The organism is Xanthomonas sp. NCPPB 3959 (assembly GCF_056675575.1).
This window is the reverse complement of record NZ_JBWWVR010000004.1, coordinates 15,078-32,715: the sequence shown is the minus strand read 5'-3', so window position 1 is coordinate 32,715 and position 17,638 is coordinate 15,078. Positions and strand designations below refer to the sequence as shown.

Genomic DNA, 17,638 nt, shown 5'->3' with positions numbered 1-17,638 from the left:
CGGGTGTGGGTGTCGTCCAAGCCCCTCTCCCGCCGGGAGAGGGGTTGGGGTGAGGGTGCCCCGCTAGTTGGAGATGTATCAGGTACGCGTTTACCTTGCTTGCACCCTACTCAACTGGCGCAGCATTTTTCTCAGTTGCCGCACCCTCATCCGCCCTTCGGGCACCTTCTCCCGACGGGAAAGGGGGTAACGGCAATCCCACTGCCGGCGGCTGCGGCGCAGTGAGGTGATCGACCAGTAATCGCTCGAACGCGTCCACATCCACCGCATGCACTACCGTCTGTGCCTGTTCGCCCAGTCCAGGCTGATAGCCAGGTGCCCACGACAGGATGTCGCCATAGCCGGCATCGAAAGCGGTATTGGTATCGACATAAAGCGTCTCGGTGTGCGTTGCCAACTCAGGGCGCAGCCACACCGCAGTGGCAAGCTCGTCCCACATCGGAAAGCCGGGTTCGCGACGACGCAATGCGTGGCCGATGCTGGTATCGGCAGCGCTCATGCGTGCCAGCAATGCTGGCGTGAGTTCGGTCGCGGTCGATGGGTCCACCGGCACCATGGTGATCTTGCGCCAGGGCGCGCGCATGACGATGCTGGCCGCTTCCGGATCCCAGCGGATGTTGAATTCGCGGCGTGGCGAGTTGACGAATTCGCGCGCGAATTGCTGCGCGCTGATGCTGTTGCGTTGCTGCCGCGGGTTGAGGCTGCCGCCCATATAGACAAGCTCGCGCGCCAGCGTGGCGAAGGCCGGATCCAGCGATTGGGCGAGTGCTAGATTGGTCAGCGGGCCAGTGGCAATGATGCTCACCTCGCCCGGATACAGGCGCACCATGCGCAGCATGAACAACGCAGCCGGTTCGTCGGATGCGCGCACCACGCTGGGATTGCCCAACGCCAGGTCGGGCACCACGTCGTGTGCGTGATAACGCGGCGCGCTCTGCACGGTGTCGCCATCCACCCAGTGTTTGGTCCATGCACCTTTCCAGACCAGCTTGCCGTAGAGCGCTTCCCAACGCTCGGTGGCGAGCTCGCTGTTGAGCAGCGGATGCACCGGGCCGGGTAGTACCGGAATCTGCGGCTGGCCGGCCAGTTCCAGCAGACGGCAGCTATGCGCCAGCACTTCGTCGCGCCAGATGTTGCCGCTGACCGCGCTGATGCCCAGCACCTCGACCTCGGGCGATTGCAACAGCAGCAACTGCGCGGGCGTGAAGCCGTCGATATCGTCTTCGAGAATGACGCGGCGTTTGGATGGGGCGGCGTGTGAGTGGGTCATTGCGCTTTGGTCATGGGGGTGGAATGCATCGCGGCGAAGATGGAATGGAGGCTGCGTTTGATGGAGGTTGCGTTTGTAGGAGCGTGCTTGCGCGCGATGAGGCGTTATCGGTGAAGCCTCTTCGCGCGCTAGCGCGCTCCTACGGGTTATGCGTCAGCTGGTGTTGTCTGCACTTTGCGTTGCTGCAACAGCATGCGCTCGTACTGCGCCAGATCGGTTTCAAGCTGCCATTGCAGCCGTGCCTTCTCGCTGCTCTGGCGGAATGCTTGGCACGCAGCATCATCGGTTTCGCGCTGCAATGCTGTGGCGCAGGCCTGCGCAGCTTTACCGTCTGCGCTCCACACGCTGGTGCCCGGCAGGAAGCTGTAAGTCAGCCCGTTGCGAGCGAGCTGCTTGAGCGTGGGGTAATCGATGCCTTGCTCCTGCATCGCGCGTTGATACTCGTGGGTCATGTCCGCGCGCGAGACGCCGGCATCGTCGGTGGACAGCACCACCGGCACACCGGCGCGCAGATACATCGCCAGCGGATGCGCGCCACCTTTGACGCCCAGAATCACATCGTTGCTGGTGAGGTTGATCTCCACCGCGATCTGATCGCGGCGCATGCGCTGCAGCAATCCATCCACGTCGTCTTCGTAAGGCAGATCCACACCGTGACCGATGCGGCGTGCACCCACGTCCACCGCCTGGCGGATATGCGAGCGCAGTTGCGCGGGCGGCACCAGGCCCAACGCCAGCTCGCCGGCATGCAGGGACAGCGGCACGTTGGGATAGCGCGTTGCGAAGAAACGGAACATCGCCATGTGGCGTGCGTAATCGGCCAGCGCCACCGGGTTGTCTTCGGGCGCAACGATGTTCAACGCCACCGCGCGGCTGCCGCCGGCAGCGATCAGCGCATGCGCAAGCGCCATCTGCCCGAACACCATCGGTTGCGGCAACACGCGCAGCACGTAAGGCACGTAGCGATACGCGACCTGGCAGCCGGGACGCGCATCGGGCTGGTCGCACTGCAGCACGCGGCGCACCTGGGCATCGGTGTCGGCAAGGTCGCGTTGCGCAGCCTGCACCAGAGGCGGCAAGGCATCCTGCAGGGCGCGCAGATTGGCTGCGTCGTCATCGGCCTTCCATGGCAGAGCCTGCATCTGTTTTGCGGCCTGATCCATCTGCGGCGGGTTGGCGATGATTTCCACGTAAGGCACGCGGTCGCGTGCGGCCTGCTCCAGCACCGCGGCCACGGTGTCGGCAACGCGTGCACGCACCACCGCGTCGAACTTGCCGAAGGTGCTGAAGAACTGATCGTGTCCGGTGGGTTGCGATGAGCTGGGCAGGAACTTGCGCATCGACAAGCTATCCACCACCCGGCCATACAGCGCGGCATTGCGCGTTGCCAGGTCGCGTGCAGGCTCCTGGCCTTTAGCGCACGGCGGCGCGCGCAGGCTCAGGTCGTCCAGCTGCACGCAGGCGCCGTCGTCGCTGGCCCATTGCAGATAGTTCTCGGCATAGACCGAACCGGAGAGATGGTTATGCAGGTCGCCGCCCTTGGGCATGGCTTGCAGCCACGCGCGCAATTGCGCAGGTTGCGCGGCCGCGTCGTGAAACAGCTGCGCCACCTGCTGCTCGCGCTGTTGCGCAGGCGCCTGCGCCGGGCGTGCGAGCGTCATGCCCGGTAACAAGGTGCACAAGCTGAGGATCAGACAGCGATAACGATGTGGCATGTGGTGAGCTCTGGGAATGAGACAGCAACGTCGTGGCGCTGTCGGTTGCGGTGCAGCTTGCCGCGCGACGCGGTGGGTGACCAGGGGGCAGGAGCTGAAATAGCTACGGCGACTCGCTCACTCCAAGGCATAGCGCAGCACGAACAGGCCGGCAATCGCCCAGGTGGCCGGATGCACGGCGCGCCAGCGGCCGCTGCCCAGCTTGAGTGCCGCATAGGTGATGAAGCCGAAGGCCAGGCCGGTGGCGATGGAATAGGTGAGCGGCATGGCCAGCATGCAGATCGCGGCCGGTAGCGCGTCGCCGACATCGTCCCACTGGATCTGCGTGCACTCGCGCAGCATCACCGATGCCAGGTAGATCAGCGCCGGTGCGGTGGCATACGCCGGCACCATCGCCGCCAATGGCGAGAACAGCAGCGCCAGCAGAAACAGCGCTGCCACCACCAGCGCGGTGAGCCCGGTACGCCCACCCACCTGTACACCGGCAGCGCTTTCCACGTAGGCGGTGGTGCTGGAAGTGCCAAGCAGCGAGCCGGCCAGGATGGCGGTGCTGTCGGCGAGCAGGGCGCGGTCGAACTGGCGACGGTGCGCCTGTGTGTGCAATAGACCGGCGCGCTGGGCCACGCCCATCAAGGTGCCGGTGGCATCGAACATTTCCACCAGCACGAACACCAGCACCACGTGCAGGACGGCGGTCAGTGCGCCGCTGCCGCCATGGTCTTGCAAGGCGCCGGCAATATCCAGCTGCAGCAGCGTAGGCGCCAGGCTCGGCGGCAGCGACAGCACGCCCTGATAGTGCACCAGACCCAGCGCCAGCGCAGCGACGGTGACCGCCAGGATGCCCAGCAACATCGCCCCGCGCACGCGGCGCACTTCCAGTACGCCGATCAGCAGCAGTCCCGCCAACGCAAGCAATGGCTCGGGCCGATGCAAGTCGCCCAGGGTTACCAGCGTCTGCGGATGCGCCACCACCAGCCCGGCTTTTTGCAAGCCGATCAACGCCAGGAACAGGCCGATGCCCGCTGCAATCGCACTGCGCAAGGTGGGTGGGATGCCATCCACCAGCCAGCGTCGTGCGCCGGTGACGCTGAGCAGCAGGAACACGCAGCCGGACACGAACACCAGCCCCAGCGTCTGCTGCCAGCTGTAACCCAGCGTGCCCACCACAGAGAAAGCGAAAAACGCATTCAAGCCCATGCCCGGTGCCATGCCGATGGGATAGTTGGCCAGCACGCCCATCAGCAGCGAGCCAAGCGCGGCGGCCAGACAGGTCGCCACGAACACCGCGCCGTGGTCCATGCCGGTGGTGGCCAGGATGTCGGGGTTGACGAAGACGATGTAGGCCATCGTCAGGAAGGAAGTGGCACCGGCCAGGACCTCGGTACGCACGCTGCTGCCATTGGCGGACAGCGCAAATCGGGGCCAGCGCATCAGCGTGCGCCCCGGCACGGGCGGGAGGAAGCGATCCCACAAACAACCATTGGCAGGCATCTCATCGGCACAGAGGGGCACGCGCGATTGCAGTGGACGCGCGCGGGCCAAATATCTTGCACTGTGCGACGGCGGTTGCCACGGACCTTGGGCACGGATTGCTGCAAGTGCAATGCGTGTTGCGCGGTGTAATGGCATAACCGCAGGCTTTGTCTGTCTCTGCGCCGGCGGCGCCTTGTGCACACATCGATCAAGCCGTGAAAGAAGATGCCGGGCTCACGTCCGTCCACAGGTGTCCTGCGAGGTTGGCGGCCGCTTCGCGCTGCAGCGTGACCGGCGTCAGCCACCTGCGCGCCCGCTGTTTTCCTGTCTGCGCAGGCGCACGACATACGGAGCGCTCAAAGATCCAGCACCAGGCGTGGCGAACGGCTGCGCGAGCAACACAGCGTGATCTGGGTATTGGCGGCGTGCGCGCTGTCGCTGAGCACGCTGTCGCGGTGATCCGGCGTCCCGGCAACCACGCCGGTCAGGCAGGCACCGCACATGCCTTGCTCGCACGACAGCGGCACCTCGATGCCGGCATCGAGCAACGCGCTGGCGATGCTGCAATCGGCCGGCACCTGCACCACGCGCCCACTGGCGGCCAGCTCCACTTCGAAGGCGCTATCGGCATCGTGCGCCACGTTGGTTTCGGCAGCGGCGAAGTGTTCACGGTGCAGTTGCTCCGACGCCCAGCCGTGGGTTTTGGCAAGCAGCGTGAAGTGGTCCATGAACGCGGCAGGCCCACATAGATACAGCTGGTCGCGCGCACGCGCCTGGCTCAGTTCCTCGGGCACATGCACGCGCGGGCTCTCGCCGCCGTCGCTCAGGTGCACGTGCACCTGCCCATAGGTGAAGCCTTGTTGCAGCCGCTGCACGAAGGCCACATCGGCATGCCGGCGCGCGTAGTAATGCAGTACGAACGGCTCGCCACGCGCTTCCAGCGCCTCGGCCATCGACAGCAGTGGAGTAATGCCGATGCCGGCGGCCAGCAGTACATGGCGTTCGCCTGGATGCAGCGGGAACAGATTGCGCGGGCTGGAGATACGCAGGCGGTCGCCGGTACTCAGCTGTTCGCACAGATGCCGCGAGCCGCCGCGCGACGCATCGGCCAACTTCACGCACAGCAGATAGTGATCACGCACATGCGGCGCACTGGCGATCGAGTATTGGCGAATCAAGCCATCGGGCAGATGCAGATCCACATGCGCACCGGCTTCGAATGCCGGCAATTCCGCGCCCACCGGCTCCAGCCGGATCGCGCGTTGGCGATGGCCCTGGTCGAAGACGTCGGCGACGCGGACCTCGTGCAGTTGCATGGCGTGCTCCTCGGCCGTCAACGCAGAAAGAAGTCGCTATAGCCCTGACTGCGCAGGCCACGGCGGTAAGCGATCGAACTGCGATCGGCCGGGATATGCACTTCCAGGAGCGGGTCCAGCGGCAGGTATTCGGGGCGCTGCGCCTCCACCATGGCGCGGTCTTCCTCGAACACGCGCAGGTTGAAGGCGTGCACGTCTTCAACCGGCAGATGGGTGTCGAAATTGCGCGCGATCGGCACCAGCAGGCGGGTCTTGTGCTTGGACACCGGGCTGGCCGCGTTCATGATCACCAGCCGCTTGCCCGGCACCGGGAAGTGGATGGTGAGCGTGGCGGTGAACGGCAGATGCACTTCGAAATGGCGCAGCCACTGGAAGTTGGGGTCCACGTCCGGCAGCGGCATGTCCACCGAATAATTGGCCACCGAGCTCAGGTAATCGGCATTGAAGCCGGTGGGCGTTTCGGTGGTGGTGTAGGCCGGCACCTCGCGCTTGTCCGGCTGGGCGAAGGTGGCGGTGTGCACGAAGGCGAAATGCGCCACGTCGATGAAACCTTCCAGCTGGCGCGCGGCGCTGCCGCCGATGTCGAAGGCCGGGCAGACGATCTGCTGAAAGCCCTCTTCGTCCCAGCCGGGCATCGGCGGGATCTGCACCTCGGCCTCGCTCACCCCGGCCGGTTTGGACAGGCACACCCAAATTAACCCGTAGCGCTCGGTCACCGCATAGGTGTGCAGGCGCATCTTGGCCGGGATGTTCTGGTTGGGACTGGCGGGAATGTGGTTGCAGCGCCCGCCCGCGCCGAAGCGCAGTCCGTGGTAGGCGCAGACCACACCGCCGCCATCGGCGGTGCCCATGCTCAGCGGCACGCCGCGGTGCGGGCAGACATCGCGTGCGGCCACCAGCTCGCTGCCCAGCCGGTACAGCACCAGCGGCTCGTCCAGCAGGGTGGCCTTGAACGGCGCCTCGCTCACTTCGCTGCTTAGCGCCACCGCGTGCCAATGCTGGGCCAAGCGCTGCCAATCGGCGGCGGCGAAGGTGCAGTGCAGCGGCAAGGCGGGGACGGCGACATCCATGGGTCCAGTCTCTGGCGTAGGGCGGGAGCGGTGCCGGATTGACTCTAGGAAGCCGGGGGTGTGTTATCAAACATCGATTTTCAGCCAAGCCATTGCAAAAAATGCAACGCCAACCGAGCCCCACCGCATGCTGACCTTTTCCCGCTTCACCCGTTACTTCATCGAAGTGGCCCGCTGCGGCAGCATCCGCAAGGCCTCCGACGTGCTGCACGTGTCGGCCTCGGCGATCGACCGGCAGATCCTCAAGGCCGAGGAAGAACTGGGCGCGCAGCTGTTCGAGCGCCTGCCCGGCCGGCTGCGCCTGACCGCCGCTGGCGAGCTGCTGCTGGTGGACGTGCGCGGCTGGGAGAAGGCCTACGCGCGCACGCTGGAGCGCTTCGACGAGCTCAAGGGGCTGCGCCGCGGGCATGTGGAGATCGCCATGATCGACGCGCTCAGCGAGGGCGTGGTGCCGGCGGCGGTCGCCGCGTTGGTGCAGGAGTACCCCGGCATCACCTTCAACCTGTCCACCGCGCGCAACCAGCGGGTGATGGAAATGGTGACCTCGGCCGATGTGGACATCGGCTTGCTGCTGGACCCGGTGAGCAGCGTGGACCTGGAGGTGCGCGCATTCGCCGACATCCCGCTGGGGATTGCGATGCCGGTGGGCCATCCGCTCAGCACCCGCACCGAGCTGCAGCTGAGCGAGACGCTGGAGCACCGGCTGCTGCTGCCGGCCGCTCCGCTGATCGTCGGCGAGCATGCCAAGGTGCTGTACCAACGCCAGCACATCGACGTGAAGCGGCTGACCCACTGCAACGATGTGCGCACCCTGCGTGGCCTGGTGCGCGCCGGTGCGGGTGTGGGGTTGATGTCGTGGCTGGATGCCGCCCCGGATGTGGCGGATGGGCGGCTTGCGTTCGTGCCGTTCCGCCGTCATTTGACCAAGCCGATGACGCTGGCACTGTGTGTGGCCCCGCAGCGGCAGCTTTCACGCTCGGCGCAACTGGCGATCCAGGCGCTGGCGGCGCGCATCGAGGCGATGGCGGTGCCGGTGGTTGGTTGAACCCCTCTCCCTCTTGGAAGAAGGGAGCAAAGCCCCTTTCCTGCGGGAGAGGGGTTGGGGTGAGGGTACGGCGGCGCAGCAGTCGGTGCAGCACTTCTGAAGGCGCGTGGCGAGGCGTTTGTCACTGCAGGCACTGACAGATGCAGGAGGCGCCATCCGGCGCTGCGCGCCACCTTCTCCCGATGGGAGAAGGGAAGCGAAACACATACAACCCCCACTCGTTACACTTGCCCAGCTCTCTCCACACGACACCCGCACCATGCAGTTGATCGATATCGGCGCCAACCTTACCCACGACTCTTTCGACCGCGACCGCGATGCGGTGCTGCAGCGCGCACGCGAGGCCGGTGTTACGCAACTGGTGATCACCGGCGCCAGCCGTGAGCACTCACCACTGGCGCTGCAACTGGCGCAACAACACCCGGGATTTCTTTACGCCACCGCCGGCGTGCACCCGCACCACGCGGTGGAATTCACCGCCGAATGCGAGGCCGAAATGCGCACGCTGCACGCGCACCCGCAAGTGGTGGCGGTCGGCGAATGCGGGCTGGATTACTTCCGCGATTTCGCCCCGCGCCCGGCGCAGCACCGGGCATTCGAACGGCAACTGCAGTTGGCCGCCGACAACGGCAAACCGTTGTTCCTGCATCAGCGCGATGCGCACGACGACTTCCTCTCGATCATGCGCAGCTTCGATAGCCGCCTGGGTCCGGCGGTGGTGCATTGTTTCACCGGCACGCGCGAAGAACTGTTCGCGTATCTGGATCGCGATTACTACATCGGCATCACCGGCTGGCTGTGCGATGAGCGTCGCGGTGCGCATCTGCGCGAGTTGGTGCGCTCGATCCCGGCCAACCGGTTGATGATCGAAACCGACGCGCCTTACCTGCTGCCGCGCACGCTCAAGCCGATGCCCAAGGACCGCCGCAACGAGCCGATGTTTCTGTCGCATATCGTGGAAGAACTCGCACGCGATCGTGGTGAGGACGTGGCGCTGACCGCGGCCAATAGCACGGCGGCAGCACGTGCGTTTTTCCGTTTGCCCGCGCCTGCGGTCGCTGCCTGAGTCGAGCGGCGGCGGATCACGCCGCCAGCAATTCCCACCCTTGCGCGTCGCGTAGCCGCAGCCCCGGTTGCGGTGCATCCACGCTGATCCGTAAACCATCGGCCCAGGGTAGCTGCCGCTGTTGCGGAAACCAGCGCCGCGCCTGGTCGACCACGATCAACAGGCCCTGATCGTCACCCAGCGCCACAAAGCCTTTCAGTGCCGGTGCAAACGGGTGCATACCGAAGTGATTGGCGATGCTGCTAGTGACCGCTTCGACGTTGTTGCTGGGCAGGCCGATCTCGCTCAGGCACAGCAATTCCTCCCCATGAAAATCGCCTTGCCCGGTGGTGGTCTGTTGCAGCGCATTGCGCGCGATCAGTTCCAGCACCGCGCCATCCGGGCCGGCGAAATACACCGACTGCGACTGCCAGACGCCACCCAGTTCAAACTGCCGACGGCCCTGCGGATCGGCCAGCAGCGTTGCGCGCGCGCCGATCCACTGCGCAGCTGCCTCGAAGCGGGACGGTGCCACGTTGAAGGCCAGATGCACACTGCCCACCGGCTGCTGTGCCTGCACGCATTCCAGCGTGCTCCAGCCGATACGCAACGTGTTGCCGTACTGCGGCAGCTGCAGCACATCGCGACAGAACCGCAGGCTGAGATCGGGGTCGAGGCAGGGCAGCAACAGATGGCGAAGATGCATGGCAGGCGCACGTGGCAGAAGGTGCACGTATTGAACGACCTCAATCGCGGTTGAGGTCAAGACGTGTTTAAGCCTGGATGCGGGTAGGAGCGCACTTGTGCGCGACGGGGCGATACCGGGAGAGCCACATCGCGCACGAGTGCGCTCCTACAAAAATCGCGCTGCTTTCACTGCTATCGGCTCCCATCGCTTTCGCTCAAAGCAGCTCCGCCAGCGCCCATAGATGCCGTACCAATGGCGCGGTGTCCAACGCGCCCGGCGAGACCGCCAACGCAAGCCTTGCCAGCGGCATTTGTCCTTCTATGTCCAGATAACGCACGCCGGGCAGTTGCAGTTGCGCAGTGGAGGCGGGCACCACCGAAACGCCGAGTTCGGCGGCGACCAGATTGACGATGGACGACATCTGCGGCGCGTCCTGGGTGATGCGCAAGGTCACGCCGGATGCGCGGCAGGCGGCGAGAATCTCGTCGTACAGGCTCGAACCGAAACTGCGCGGAAACAGGATGAACGGCTCGCCGGCTAGTGCCGCCAACGGCGCGCTGCTGCGTGCAGCCAGGCGATGCGCGGCGGGCACGGCGATCTTCATCGGTTCATCGGCAAAGCGCAGCAGTTGCAGATCGGGCGGCGTGCTCAGGCCGTAACGCACAAACGCTGCGTCCAGCCGGCCATCTGCCAGTGCCACCAGCAATCCAGCGGTGTTGGTTTCTTCCAGCAGCAACTCGACCTGCGGCCACTGCCGGCGAAAGTCGCGGATCAGATGCGGCACCACCGGGTTGAACGCAGCCGAGGCGGTAAAGCCCAGCCGCAGCCGGCCGGATTCGCCACGCGCCACCCGGCGCGCCGTTTCGGCAGCGCGCTCCACATCGGCGAGCACGCGGCGCACCTCGACCAGGAATGCCTCGCCGGCCGGGGTCAGCTCGGCGCCGCTGTGGGTGCGCCGGAACAGCGGCGTGCCCAGATCGCGCTCCAGCGCCTGGATCTGCTGACTCAGCGGTGGCTGGCCGATACCGACCCGCGCTGCTGCCCGAGTGAAGTTGCCTTCTTCGGCAACGGCCAGGAAGTAGCGGAAGTGACGAAGCTCCATGCTATCTGTTCTGCATATGGCAACTGCCAGCATCATATATTGGACAGGGGGTAGTGGCAGGCGAATACTCGCCGTCCCATGTCTCATCATCGCCCCCGTGTCCTGTTCTGATCACCCCTCCGGCACGTCACCGGATACCGCCGCCAGCCGTGCAATCCAGGCGCCTGCCATCGATGCGCCCGCCAGCGGCCGCATCCGGTTGGCATTGTTTCTGGCCGGCTTTGCCACCTTCTCGCTGCTGTACAGCGTGCAGCCGGTGCTGCCCGAATTTGCGCGCGCCTTCGGCGTGGACGCGGCCACTGCCTCGCTGCCGTTGTCGCTGGCCACCGGTGCGCTGGCGCTGGCGATCTTCTGCGCCGGCGCAGTGTCGGAAAACCTCGGCCGGCGCGGACTGATGTTCGTGTCGATCGCACTGGCCGCAGTGCTCAACCTGGTCGCTGCGTTCCTGCCGCATTGGGGGGCATTGGTGTTGGTGCGCACCTTATCCGGCATCGCGCTGGGCGGGGTGCCGGCGGTGGCGATGGTCTACCTGGGCGAAGAGCTGCCGGCCAACAAGATGGGCGCGGCTACCGGGTTGTATGTGGCCGGCAATGCCTTCGGCGGCATGAGCGGGCGCATCGTGATGAGCGTGCTGACCGATCATTACGACTGGCGCACCGCACTGGCGGTATTGAGCGTGTTCGACCTGCTGTGCGCACTGGCGTTCTTCTGGTTGCTGCCACCGTCGCGCAACTTCGTGCGCCGGCACGGCATCAATCTGCGCTTCCATCTGCGCGCCTGGGCCGGGCATCTGCGCGATCGCAATCTGCCGTTCCTGTTTGCGTTGCCGTTTTTGTTGATGGGCGTGTTCGTATGCCTCTACAACTACGCCGGCTTTCGGTTGGGCGGGCCGGAGTTCGGCTTAAGCCAGAGCCAGATCGGCATGATCTTCAGCGCGTATGTGTTCGGCATCGTCAGTTCGTCGGTGGCCGGTGCGGCGTCGGATCGTTTCGGTCGCGGCCCGGTGGTCACCACCGGCATCGTGTTGTGCGTGCTCGGCGTGGCGTTGACCCTGGCGCATGTATTGGCGCTGGTGGTGGCCGGCATCGTGTTGTTGACGATCGGTTTTTTCATCGCGCATTCGGCCGCCAGCGCCTGGGTGAGCCGGCTCGGCGGTGCGCATCGCAGTCATGCGGCGTCGTTGTATCTGCTGGCGTATTACGCAGGCTCCAGCGTGATCGGCGCGCTCGGCGGCTGGTTCTGGCAACACGGTGGCTGGGGCGCGTTGGTGGGCATGTGCCTGACGTTGCTGGCGCTCGCCTTTGCGGCGGCCTACGTGCTGCGCCAACGCGCCGACGACACGCGGCCTTACGGCCGGTTTGCACCGCACCCTGCGCGGGGCGAGTGATGCAGATCGACCAACGCGTCTAAGCGCGACTGACAACACGACTGCGCGGCGTTTGTCAGCTGCTCTGAGGCGCCCGCTTGCTGCGTTTGATCTGCGCTGCAGGCGATCGCGTTGTGGCTGCATCCGCCGCACCCTGGGCCAGGGTTTCCAGCAAACGCGCACGCCGCCGCTCCAGGTCGGCCAGCTGGCGCTCGATCAGCTGCAGGCGTGCCCGATGCGCCTGCGCGGTTTCCGGGCACATCTGCGCGCCTTCCACCAGGCGCATGCAATCGGGGAAGCCGAGAATGTCGTCCAGGCTGAAGCCGGTCGCGATCAACCGCTGGATCTGCCGCACCTGTGCAACGCAGGTGGCGGGAAACACCCGGTAGCCATTGGCGCTGCGCGAGGACGTCAGCAGCCCATGCGCGTCGTAGTGGCGAATCGAGCGCACGCTGGCGCCGGTCTGCAGCGCCAGTGCGCCAATGCTCAGCGATGGTTCGAGAGGTGTAGCCATACGCCAAGCATACGTTGCACGCAACGCTTGACCCTCACATTGGTGTGAGGCTCCAGGATGGCGGCTCCCATTGTCTGGAACTCACTGCAATGTCTGTTCGCTTCCTCCCTGTCATCGGCATGCTGCCGATGCGCTACGCGCTGGCTTGCCTGTTGCTGGTCTCTTCAACAGTGGCTGCGGCGGGCCCGGCGGTCACCCCTGCTGCCCGCAGCTACACCGTGACCGCGCCCGATGGCGTCACCCTGGCCGTGCAGGAGCATGGCGCCACCGATGGTCCGGCGATCGTGTTCGTGCACGGCCTGCTCGGTAGCCGCATCACTTGGGATGCGCAGCTGGCCGATCCGCACCTGCAAGGCTATCGCCTGATCACCTACGACCTGCGTGGGCATGGCTTGTCCGGCAAGCCGACTGCAGCGTCGGCCTATCGGGATGGCATGCGCTGGGCTGACGATCTTGCATCCGTGTTGAAAGCCGCAAACGCGCGCGACGCCGTGCTGGTGGGCTGGTCGCTGGGCGGCGCGGTGATCACCAACTACCTCACGCGCCACGGCGATGCGGGGCTTGCGGGTGTGGTGTATGTCGATGGCGTGATCGAACTGCGTGCGGAACAGTTGGGCGCACATCCGGCGATCTATCGCGATCTGGTCTCCGATGACTTGCGCACGCATCTGCAGGCGGTGCATGACTTTCTGCGGCTGTGCTTTGCCACTCAACCGCCTGCACCGGTGTTCGACACCTTGCTGGCCAACGCATCGCTGGCCTCATGGGACATGCAGCGTGCCGTGCAAGGCATGTCGATCGATGTCGCCGGCCTGCAGCGCACGCGCCTGCCGGTGCTGCTGATGTACGGTGCACGCGATGCGCTGGTGAGCACCGAGCCGACGCTGGCGCGTGCGCGGCAATTGCAGCCGCGTGCGCAGACGCGCGTCTATCCCGATGCCGGGCATGCGCCATTTGTGGAAGACAGCGTGCACTTCAATCAGGATCTGCTGCGCTTTGTCGAACAGGCCGACGCGGCCCACTGACGCCGCGTGACGGCATGCCCGATCTGGATTGCCCGCTGCGCTGCCGACAGGCGCGCAGCGACCATTGGCCGACGCACATCTCGGCACGCCGCTGGCGGCACATGCCGCCAATGGTGGTTACAAGGTTGGCGAGGTGCCGGCAGGCGCAGACCCGGTCGCCGGGTCGTACTGCGGATGGCTCGGGTCCATGCTGCGCGGCAGCGTGGATGTGCCCGGCTGCAGCGCGCTTTCGCGCCAGGCGCGCACCAGCAGATCGCGCAGCATCGCCGCGCCATCGCCGGCAGTGAGATAGACCATCGCGCGGCCGTCGTTGCGGGCGGCATCGTCGAAGGCGCCGGCTTTTTCCAGGCGATACACCTGCTCGACACGGCCGGTACCGGTGTCGAGAAAGCCCAGGATCTGTTCGAACACATCGCCCTGCTGATGCGCCAGGGCCGGCATGCGGCTCAGCAGGTCCTGCGGGGTCAGCGCAATCTTGTCGACGTAGTCGCTCTCGAACTTGCCGTGCACCTTCGGGTCGATGCTGTAGCCGTTCGGGTTTGGCCCTTGCCAGCCATCGTGATGGATGCTGTCGTGTTGCGGCTGCGCGCCATCGCCGATGTAGTGCGCAAACCAGCTGACGAAGAACGCGCAGGTGCGTTCGAGCTCGCGCGTGTCCTGGCCCTTGGCGCGCAGCGTGCGGATCTGACGCATGGTGGCGACGATGCGCTCGTAACCCTCGGTAGCCGCGTACGGCAGGGTACCGGCCCAGCGCACGTTCATGCGCTGCGCCAGTTGCGGGTCGCGCTTGGCGATGCGGCGCTGCTCGTCGTAGAGCGCCAGCACGAAGGCGTAACGCGAACGCGGCGGGTGTTGCATGAAGGAAAACTGCTCGCGGAACCAGCCGTGGTTGGGGTCTTCTTCGATCTTGAGAAACGGCTCGCTTTCGCTGCGCCAGCCATCCGGCAGGGTGGCGCCGTCGGCAATCACCTGCGCGTACTGTTTGAGGAACACCGGGCCATCGTCGGGCAGGGCCTGCACCGCGGCGCTGTTGATGGCGGCATGCGCGCGGTGGCCCCAGGCGGCGGCATTGCCGGAACACGTGGCTGCTGCAAACAGCAGCGCATAGGCAAGACGGGAAGGCGTCATGAAAGTCCTTTGTGGCCTGCAGCGGGCATGCCACGCTGCAGGCGATGCATCGGGAGCGCAAGGCGCTGACATCGAGCGATGCAGCACTCAACGTCAGCGCACTCAGAAGTGGTAAGTCACCACCAGCCGCGAATTGCGCTCGTAGATCGGCCGGCCGTAGATCGGCTCGCGCGTGCCCTGGCCGGAGATGGTGTCGGTGCGCGGGTTGCCTTCGGTCAGCGCAAAGGTGTTGGTCAGATTGTCCACCGACAGCTGCACATCCCACGGCCCGCTGCGTACCAGGAGATTGGCTGCCAATGTGTCGTAGGCGGCCAGCTCGGTGGTGTTTTCAAGATCGGCGTAGCGCTTGCCCACATAGGCGTAGCGCAAGGAGGTTTCCCAATCGAACTTGCCGGTGGTGAAGAACACCGTTGGCCCCGCGTTGCCGTACACCTTTGGCTGCCGGTTGGGCATGTTGCCGTCCACATCGACCACGGCCACCGCGCCGTTGGCCACCACTTCGGTGAGATCGGACACCTTGGTGTCGTTGTAGGTCAGATTCGCATCGAAACGTAGCCACTGCGCCGGTGTCCATACGGCCGCCAGTTCGATACCCGGGTTGGTCACGCTGCCGCGGTAGTCCTTGGACTCGGCTGCGCCGGTCTGAGAGTTCACCGCGCTGGTGCCGATGTTGTACGGGTCGTACTTGGTGTAGAAGGCGGTGGCGAACACGTCCAGCGTGTCGAAATTGAGCTTGGTGCCGAGCTCGAACTGGTCGGCGGTGGGGATGTTGACGTTGCCTTCGTTGGCGCCTTCGCTGGGCGCGCGGTGCGCACGCGAGGCGCGGCCGTAGATGCCGACCATCGGGTTGATGTCGTAGTTGAAACCCGCCGTCCAGTTGGTCACGCCCACGTCCAGCGCGGTGTGTGCGCGGGCACCGGTGAACAGGCGCGCGGCATCGTCGGCCAGGGTGTCGGTCATGCTCAGGTTGCCGGTGCTGCGCAGCATGCTCCAGGCGCGATAGCGGTAGCGCTCGTAACGCACGCCGCCTTCCAGACGCAGCTTGTCGGTCACCTGCCAGGTGTCGGCGATGTAGGGCGCCAGCATGCTGGTGTAGGCCTTGCCCTGCGTGCGGTCGGCGCCGTAGATCACCACGCCGTCCTTGGTCACGCCGCCGACCACGTTGCCGGCCGCGTCGTAGCCGAGCAGGTCGATCGTGCGCGGGTTCTGCCGCATCTCGAACAGATAGCTCTGGTAGCGCGAGTTGTAGGAGCGGGCGTAATAGGCGCCGTAGAGGCCCAACGTGATGTCATGGGTGTCGCCGCCCCAATCGAAGCTGCGATGCAGGCGCAGATCATCGGCAAACGAATCGGCACGCACGTTCATGGCGCGGTACTGGCCCTGGATCACCAGGCCGTCGGTGCTGGCCGGGTCGAAGCGGCTGCCATCGTCGGTGTACGCATAGCCGAGCGAGGTCAGGCCGGGAAATGCTGCCGTGGCGGCAGCGCGGCGGCTGTTGGCATAGGCAGTGGCATCCTGCGGCGCATTGCTGGAATACAGCGCATCGAAGGTCATGTCCAGGCGATTGACGATGGCCTTGTTGGACAGGCTCCAGCCATTGTCGAAAGCCAGGTCCAGATTGGCACCCAGATGATTGAACTTCATGTGGCGGCCATCGGAGAGATCGCGCAACTCGCGCTGCGGCGCGCCGTTGGCATCGCTGGAAATAATCGTGGCGCGTTTGAGTTGCGCGGTGCTCAAGGTGCCGGTGAAGCGGTCGATCAACGGGTCCAGCGAGCGCGTGGTGTCACGCGGGTCGTACAGCGGGATCGGCATGTAGAACGCGTTCTTGTCGTCCAGATGCTTGGCGGTGAAGGTGATCTTGCCGTTGTCCAGCGTGTGCGTGAGGTTCATGCGGAACTGCCCGCCCTCGTCGGCCGGAAAGCCCACATCGCGGTAGCCGTCGTTGCGCCGCATGAAACCGCCGGCAGCCAGATACCAGCCTTCGGCCAACTTGCCCGACCAATAGCCATCGAGCCGATACAGCCCGGTGTCGCCGACGGTGGTGCGCACCGCGCCTTCTGGCGTGTCGCCGCCCTGGCGGGTGACGAAATTGACGATGGCCGCGGCATTGGAGGCGAAGATCGGCGAGGGCCCGCCGCGCACGGTTTCCACCGATTCGACCATCAGGTCTGGGCGCACCAGGCCTTCGGTCTTGTAGAAGTAGCCGTTGTTGTCCGGGTAAGGGCTGATGCCGTCTTCCTGGATGACCGCAAACGAGCCTTCGTCGGGAATGCCGCGGATACGGTAGACGTTCTGCACTTCACCGCCGGTGGATTCGGCATAGATGCCGGGCATCGAGCCGATCAGGCTGGCCAGGTTGAGCGGGGCCAGTTTGTCGATCTGTTCGGCGGTCAGCGCGGTGATCGCATACGAGGCGTCGAATTGATTCTGGGCCTGGCCGGCGCCGGTGACGATCATCCGGTCCAGCGAGAAGATGCCGTCCTCGCTCTTGCGTGTGGCAGGCGTGGAGGGCGCGCCGGTTTCCTGCGCAAATGCGGGTGTGGCCAGGGTCAGTGCAAGAACGATGGCGAGTGGACGACGCGACACGGCACGACGCACTCCGGAGCGTGTCCAGATGTGGGTGTAGGGCATGGCAAGGAGTGGGGGCAGCGGGGGAGTTGCCCACTGTCGCGGCGCCATGTTTCCGCAGCGTTGCGTGTGCGCCCGATCACGCTAGCTTGGCGGACCCGCATGCCAATCTGTGATGTGGTGCTTGTTTTCAAGCGGTTTCAACCGTGCGCAGCAGGTTGCCGGCTGTGCGTCGTTCGGTGCGCATCACCAAGCCAATCGTCCGCTCCGGTGTCATCGCGTCGGTGCCGAGCTCGGACATCGCAAGCTG

Annotated in this window: 14 protein-coding genes; 4 read left to right on the top strand and 10 right to left on the bottom strand. The window is 65.5% G+C overall.

All coding sequences use genetic code 11. The features are described 5' to 3' along the window. Positions 1–106 precede the first annotated feature (106 nt). From AC1KVG_RS06210 to AC1KVG_RS06190, 5 genes are all read right to left on the bottom strand, one after another. Positions 107–1,270 carry a nucleoside hydrolase gene (locus tag AC1KVG_RS06210; protein WP_481093800.1) on the bottom strand — a complete coding sequence of 388 codons (1,164 nt, stop codon included), beginning with the start codon at positions 1,268–1,270 and terminating at the stop codon, positions 107–109. 146 nt (positions 1,271–1,416) lie between these two features. Beyond that, positions 1,417–2,985, bottom strand: a complete 1,569-nt coding sequence (locus tag AC1KVG_RS06205; protein WP_481093799.1) for an adenosine deaminase family protein — start codon at positions 2,983–2,985, stop codon at positions 1,417–1,419. A gap of 117 nt (positions 2,986–3,102) precedes the next feature. Further along, on the bottom strand, positions 3,103–4,416 hold the full coding sequence (locus tag AC1KVG_RS06200; protein ID WP_481093798.1) for an NCS2 family permease: 1,314 nt from the start codon (positions 4,414–4,416) through the stop codon (positions 3,103–3,105). 398 nt (positions 4,417–4,814) lie between these two features. Further along, on the bottom strand, positions 4,815–5,774 hold the full coding sequence (locus AC1KVG_RS06195) for a PDR/VanB family oxidoreductase (RefSeq protein ID WP_481093797.1): 960 nt from the start codon (positions 5,772–5,774) through the stop codon (positions 4,815–4,817). Positions 5,775–5,791: 17 nt separating this feature from the next. Next, positions 5,792–6,844: a Rieske 2Fe-2S domain-containing protein gene (locus AC1KVG_RS06190; protein ID WP_481093796.1), complete on the bottom strand. Its 1,053-nt coding sequence runs from the start codon at positions 6,842–6,844 to the stop codon at positions 5,792–5,794. Between the two features lie 127 nt (positions 6,845–6,971). Between AC1KVG_RS06190 and AC1KVG_RS06185 the strand changes: the two genes are divergently transcribed. Both AC1KVG_RS06185 and AC1KVG_RS06180 read left to right on the top strand, forming a co-directional pair. Further along, positions 6,972–7,889: a LysR family transcriptional regulator gene (locus AC1KVG_RS06185; protein WP_043888849.1), complete on the top strand. Its 918-nt coding sequence runs from the start codon at positions 6,972–6,974 to the stop codon at positions 7,887–7,889. A 259-nt stretch (positions 7,890–8,148) separates the two neighbouring features. Next, a complete protein-coding gene (locus tag AC1KVG_RS06180) occupies positions 8,149–8,955 on the top strand; it encodes a TatD family hydrolase (RefSeq protein WP_481093795.1) in 807 nt (268 codons plus the stop codon). 16 nt (positions 8,956–8,971) lie between these two features. Here AC1KVG_RS06180 and AC1KVG_RS06175 read toward each other — a convergent pair whose 3' ends face one another. Then, positions 8,972–9,640: a VOC family protein gene (locus AC1KVG_RS06175; RefSeq protein WP_481093794.1), complete on the bottom strand. Its 669-nt coding sequence runs from the start codon at positions 9,638–9,640 to the stop codon at positions 8,972–8,974. A gap of 196 nt (positions 9,641–9,836) precedes the next feature. Continuing rightward, on the bottom strand, positions 9,837–10,724 hold the full coding sequence (locus AC1KVG_RS06170) for a LysR family transcriptional regulator (RefSeq protein WP_481093793.1): 888 nt from the start codon (positions 10,722–10,724) through the stop codon (positions 9,837–9,839). Between the two features lie 97 nt (positions 10,725–10,821). Here AC1KVG_RS06170 and AC1KVG_RS06165 point away from each other — a divergent pair, with 97 nt between their 5' ends. After that, positions 10,822–12,111 carry an MFS transporter gene (locus AC1KVG_RS06165; protein ID WP_481093792.1) on the top strand — a complete coding sequence of 430 codons (1,290 nt, stop codon included), beginning with the start codon at positions 10,822–10,824 and terminating at the stop codon, positions 12,109–12,111. 55 nt (positions 12,112–12,166) lie between these two features. Here AC1KVG_RS06165 and AC1KVG_RS06160 read toward each other — a convergent pair whose 3' ends face one another. After that, the gene (locus tag AC1KVG_RS06160) at positions 12,167–12,604 is read right to left on the bottom strand and encodes a MerR family transcriptional regulator (RefSeq protein WP_481093791.1); all 438 of its coding nucleotides are present in this window, start codon (positions 12,602–12,604) and stop codon (positions 12,167–12,169) included. Positions 12,605–12,693: 89 nt separating this feature from the next. Here AC1KVG_RS06160 and AC1KVG_RS06155 point away from each other — a divergent pair, with 89 nt between their 5' ends. Next, positions 12,694–13,629 carry an alpha/beta fold hydrolase gene (locus tag AC1KVG_RS06155; protein ID WP_481093790.1) on the top strand — a complete coding sequence of 312 codons (936 nt, stop codon included), beginning with the start codon at positions 12,694–12,696 and terminating at the stop codon, positions 13,627–13,629. Positions 13,630–13,746: 117 nt separating this feature from the next. On the opposite strand, the gene AC1KVG_RS06150 is transcribed toward AC1KVG_RS06155, so the two are convergent. Continuing rightward, positions 13,747–14,757 (bottom strand): phospholipase C/P1 nuclease family protein, encoded by a 1,011-nt coding sequence (locus AC1KVG_RS06150; RefSeq protein ID WP_481093789.1) that lies wholly within the window; start codon positions 14,755–14,757, stop codon positions 13,747–13,749. Between the two features lie 102 nt (positions 14,758–14,859). Next, the gene (locus tag AC1KVG_RS06145) at positions 14,860–17,346 is read right to left on the bottom strand and encodes a TonB-dependent receptor (RefSeq protein WP_481093788.1); all 2,487 of its coding nucleotides are present in this window, start codon (positions 17,344–17,346) and stop codon (positions 14,860–14,862) included. Positions 17,347–17,638: the final 292 nt, after the last annotated feature.

Coding starts and splice junctions, on each gene's coding strand:
- AC1KVG_RS06175 (WP_481093794.1), bottom strand. CDS start 9,640: ATGCATCTTCGCCATCTGTTGCTGCCCTGCCTCGACCCCGATCTCAGC.
- AC1KVG_RS06170 (WP_481093793.1), bottom strand. CDS start 10,724: ATGGAGCTTCGTCACTTCCGCTACTTCCTGGCCGTTGCCGAAGAAGGC.
- AC1KVG_RS06210 (WP_481093800.1), bottom strand. CDS start 1,270: ATGACCCACTCACACGCCGCCCCATCCAAACGCCGCGTCATTCTCGAA.
- AC1KVG_RS06160 (WP_481093791.1), bottom strand. CDS start 12,604: ATGGCTACACCTCTCGAACCATCGCTGAGCATTGGCGCACTGGCGCTG.
- AC1KVG_RS06155 (WP_481093790.1), top strand. CDS start 12,694: ATGTCTGTTCGCTTCCTCCCTGTCATCGGCATGCTGCCGATGCGCTAC.
- AC1KVG_RS06185 (WP_043888849.1), top strand. CDS start 6,972: ATGCTGACCTTTTCCCGCTTCACCCGTTACTTCATCGAAGTGGCCCGC.
- AC1KVG_RS06180 (WP_481093795.1), top strand. CDS start 8,149: ATGCAGTTGATCGATATCGGCGCCAACCTTACCCACGACTCTTTCGAC.
- AC1KVG_RS06195 (WP_481093797.1), bottom strand. CDS start 5,774: ATGCAACTGCACGAGGTCCGCGTCGCCGACGTCTTCGACCAGGGCCAT.
- AC1KVG_RS06150 (WP_481093789.1), bottom strand. CDS start 14,757: ATGACGCCTTCCCGTCTTGCCTATGCGCTGCTGTTTGCAGCAGCCACG.
- AC1KVG_RS06205 (WP_481093799.1), bottom strand. CDS start 2,985: ATGCCACATCGTTATCGCTGTCTGATCCTCAGCTTGTGCACCTTGTTA.
- AC1KVG_RS06200 (WP_481093798.1), bottom strand. CDS start 4,416: ATGCGCTGGCCCCGATTTGCGCTGTCCGCCAATGGCAGCAGCGTGCGT.
- AC1KVG_RS06190 (WP_481093796.1), bottom strand. CDS start 6,844: ATGGATGTCGCCGTCCCCGCCTTGCCGCTGCACTGCACCTTCGCCGCC.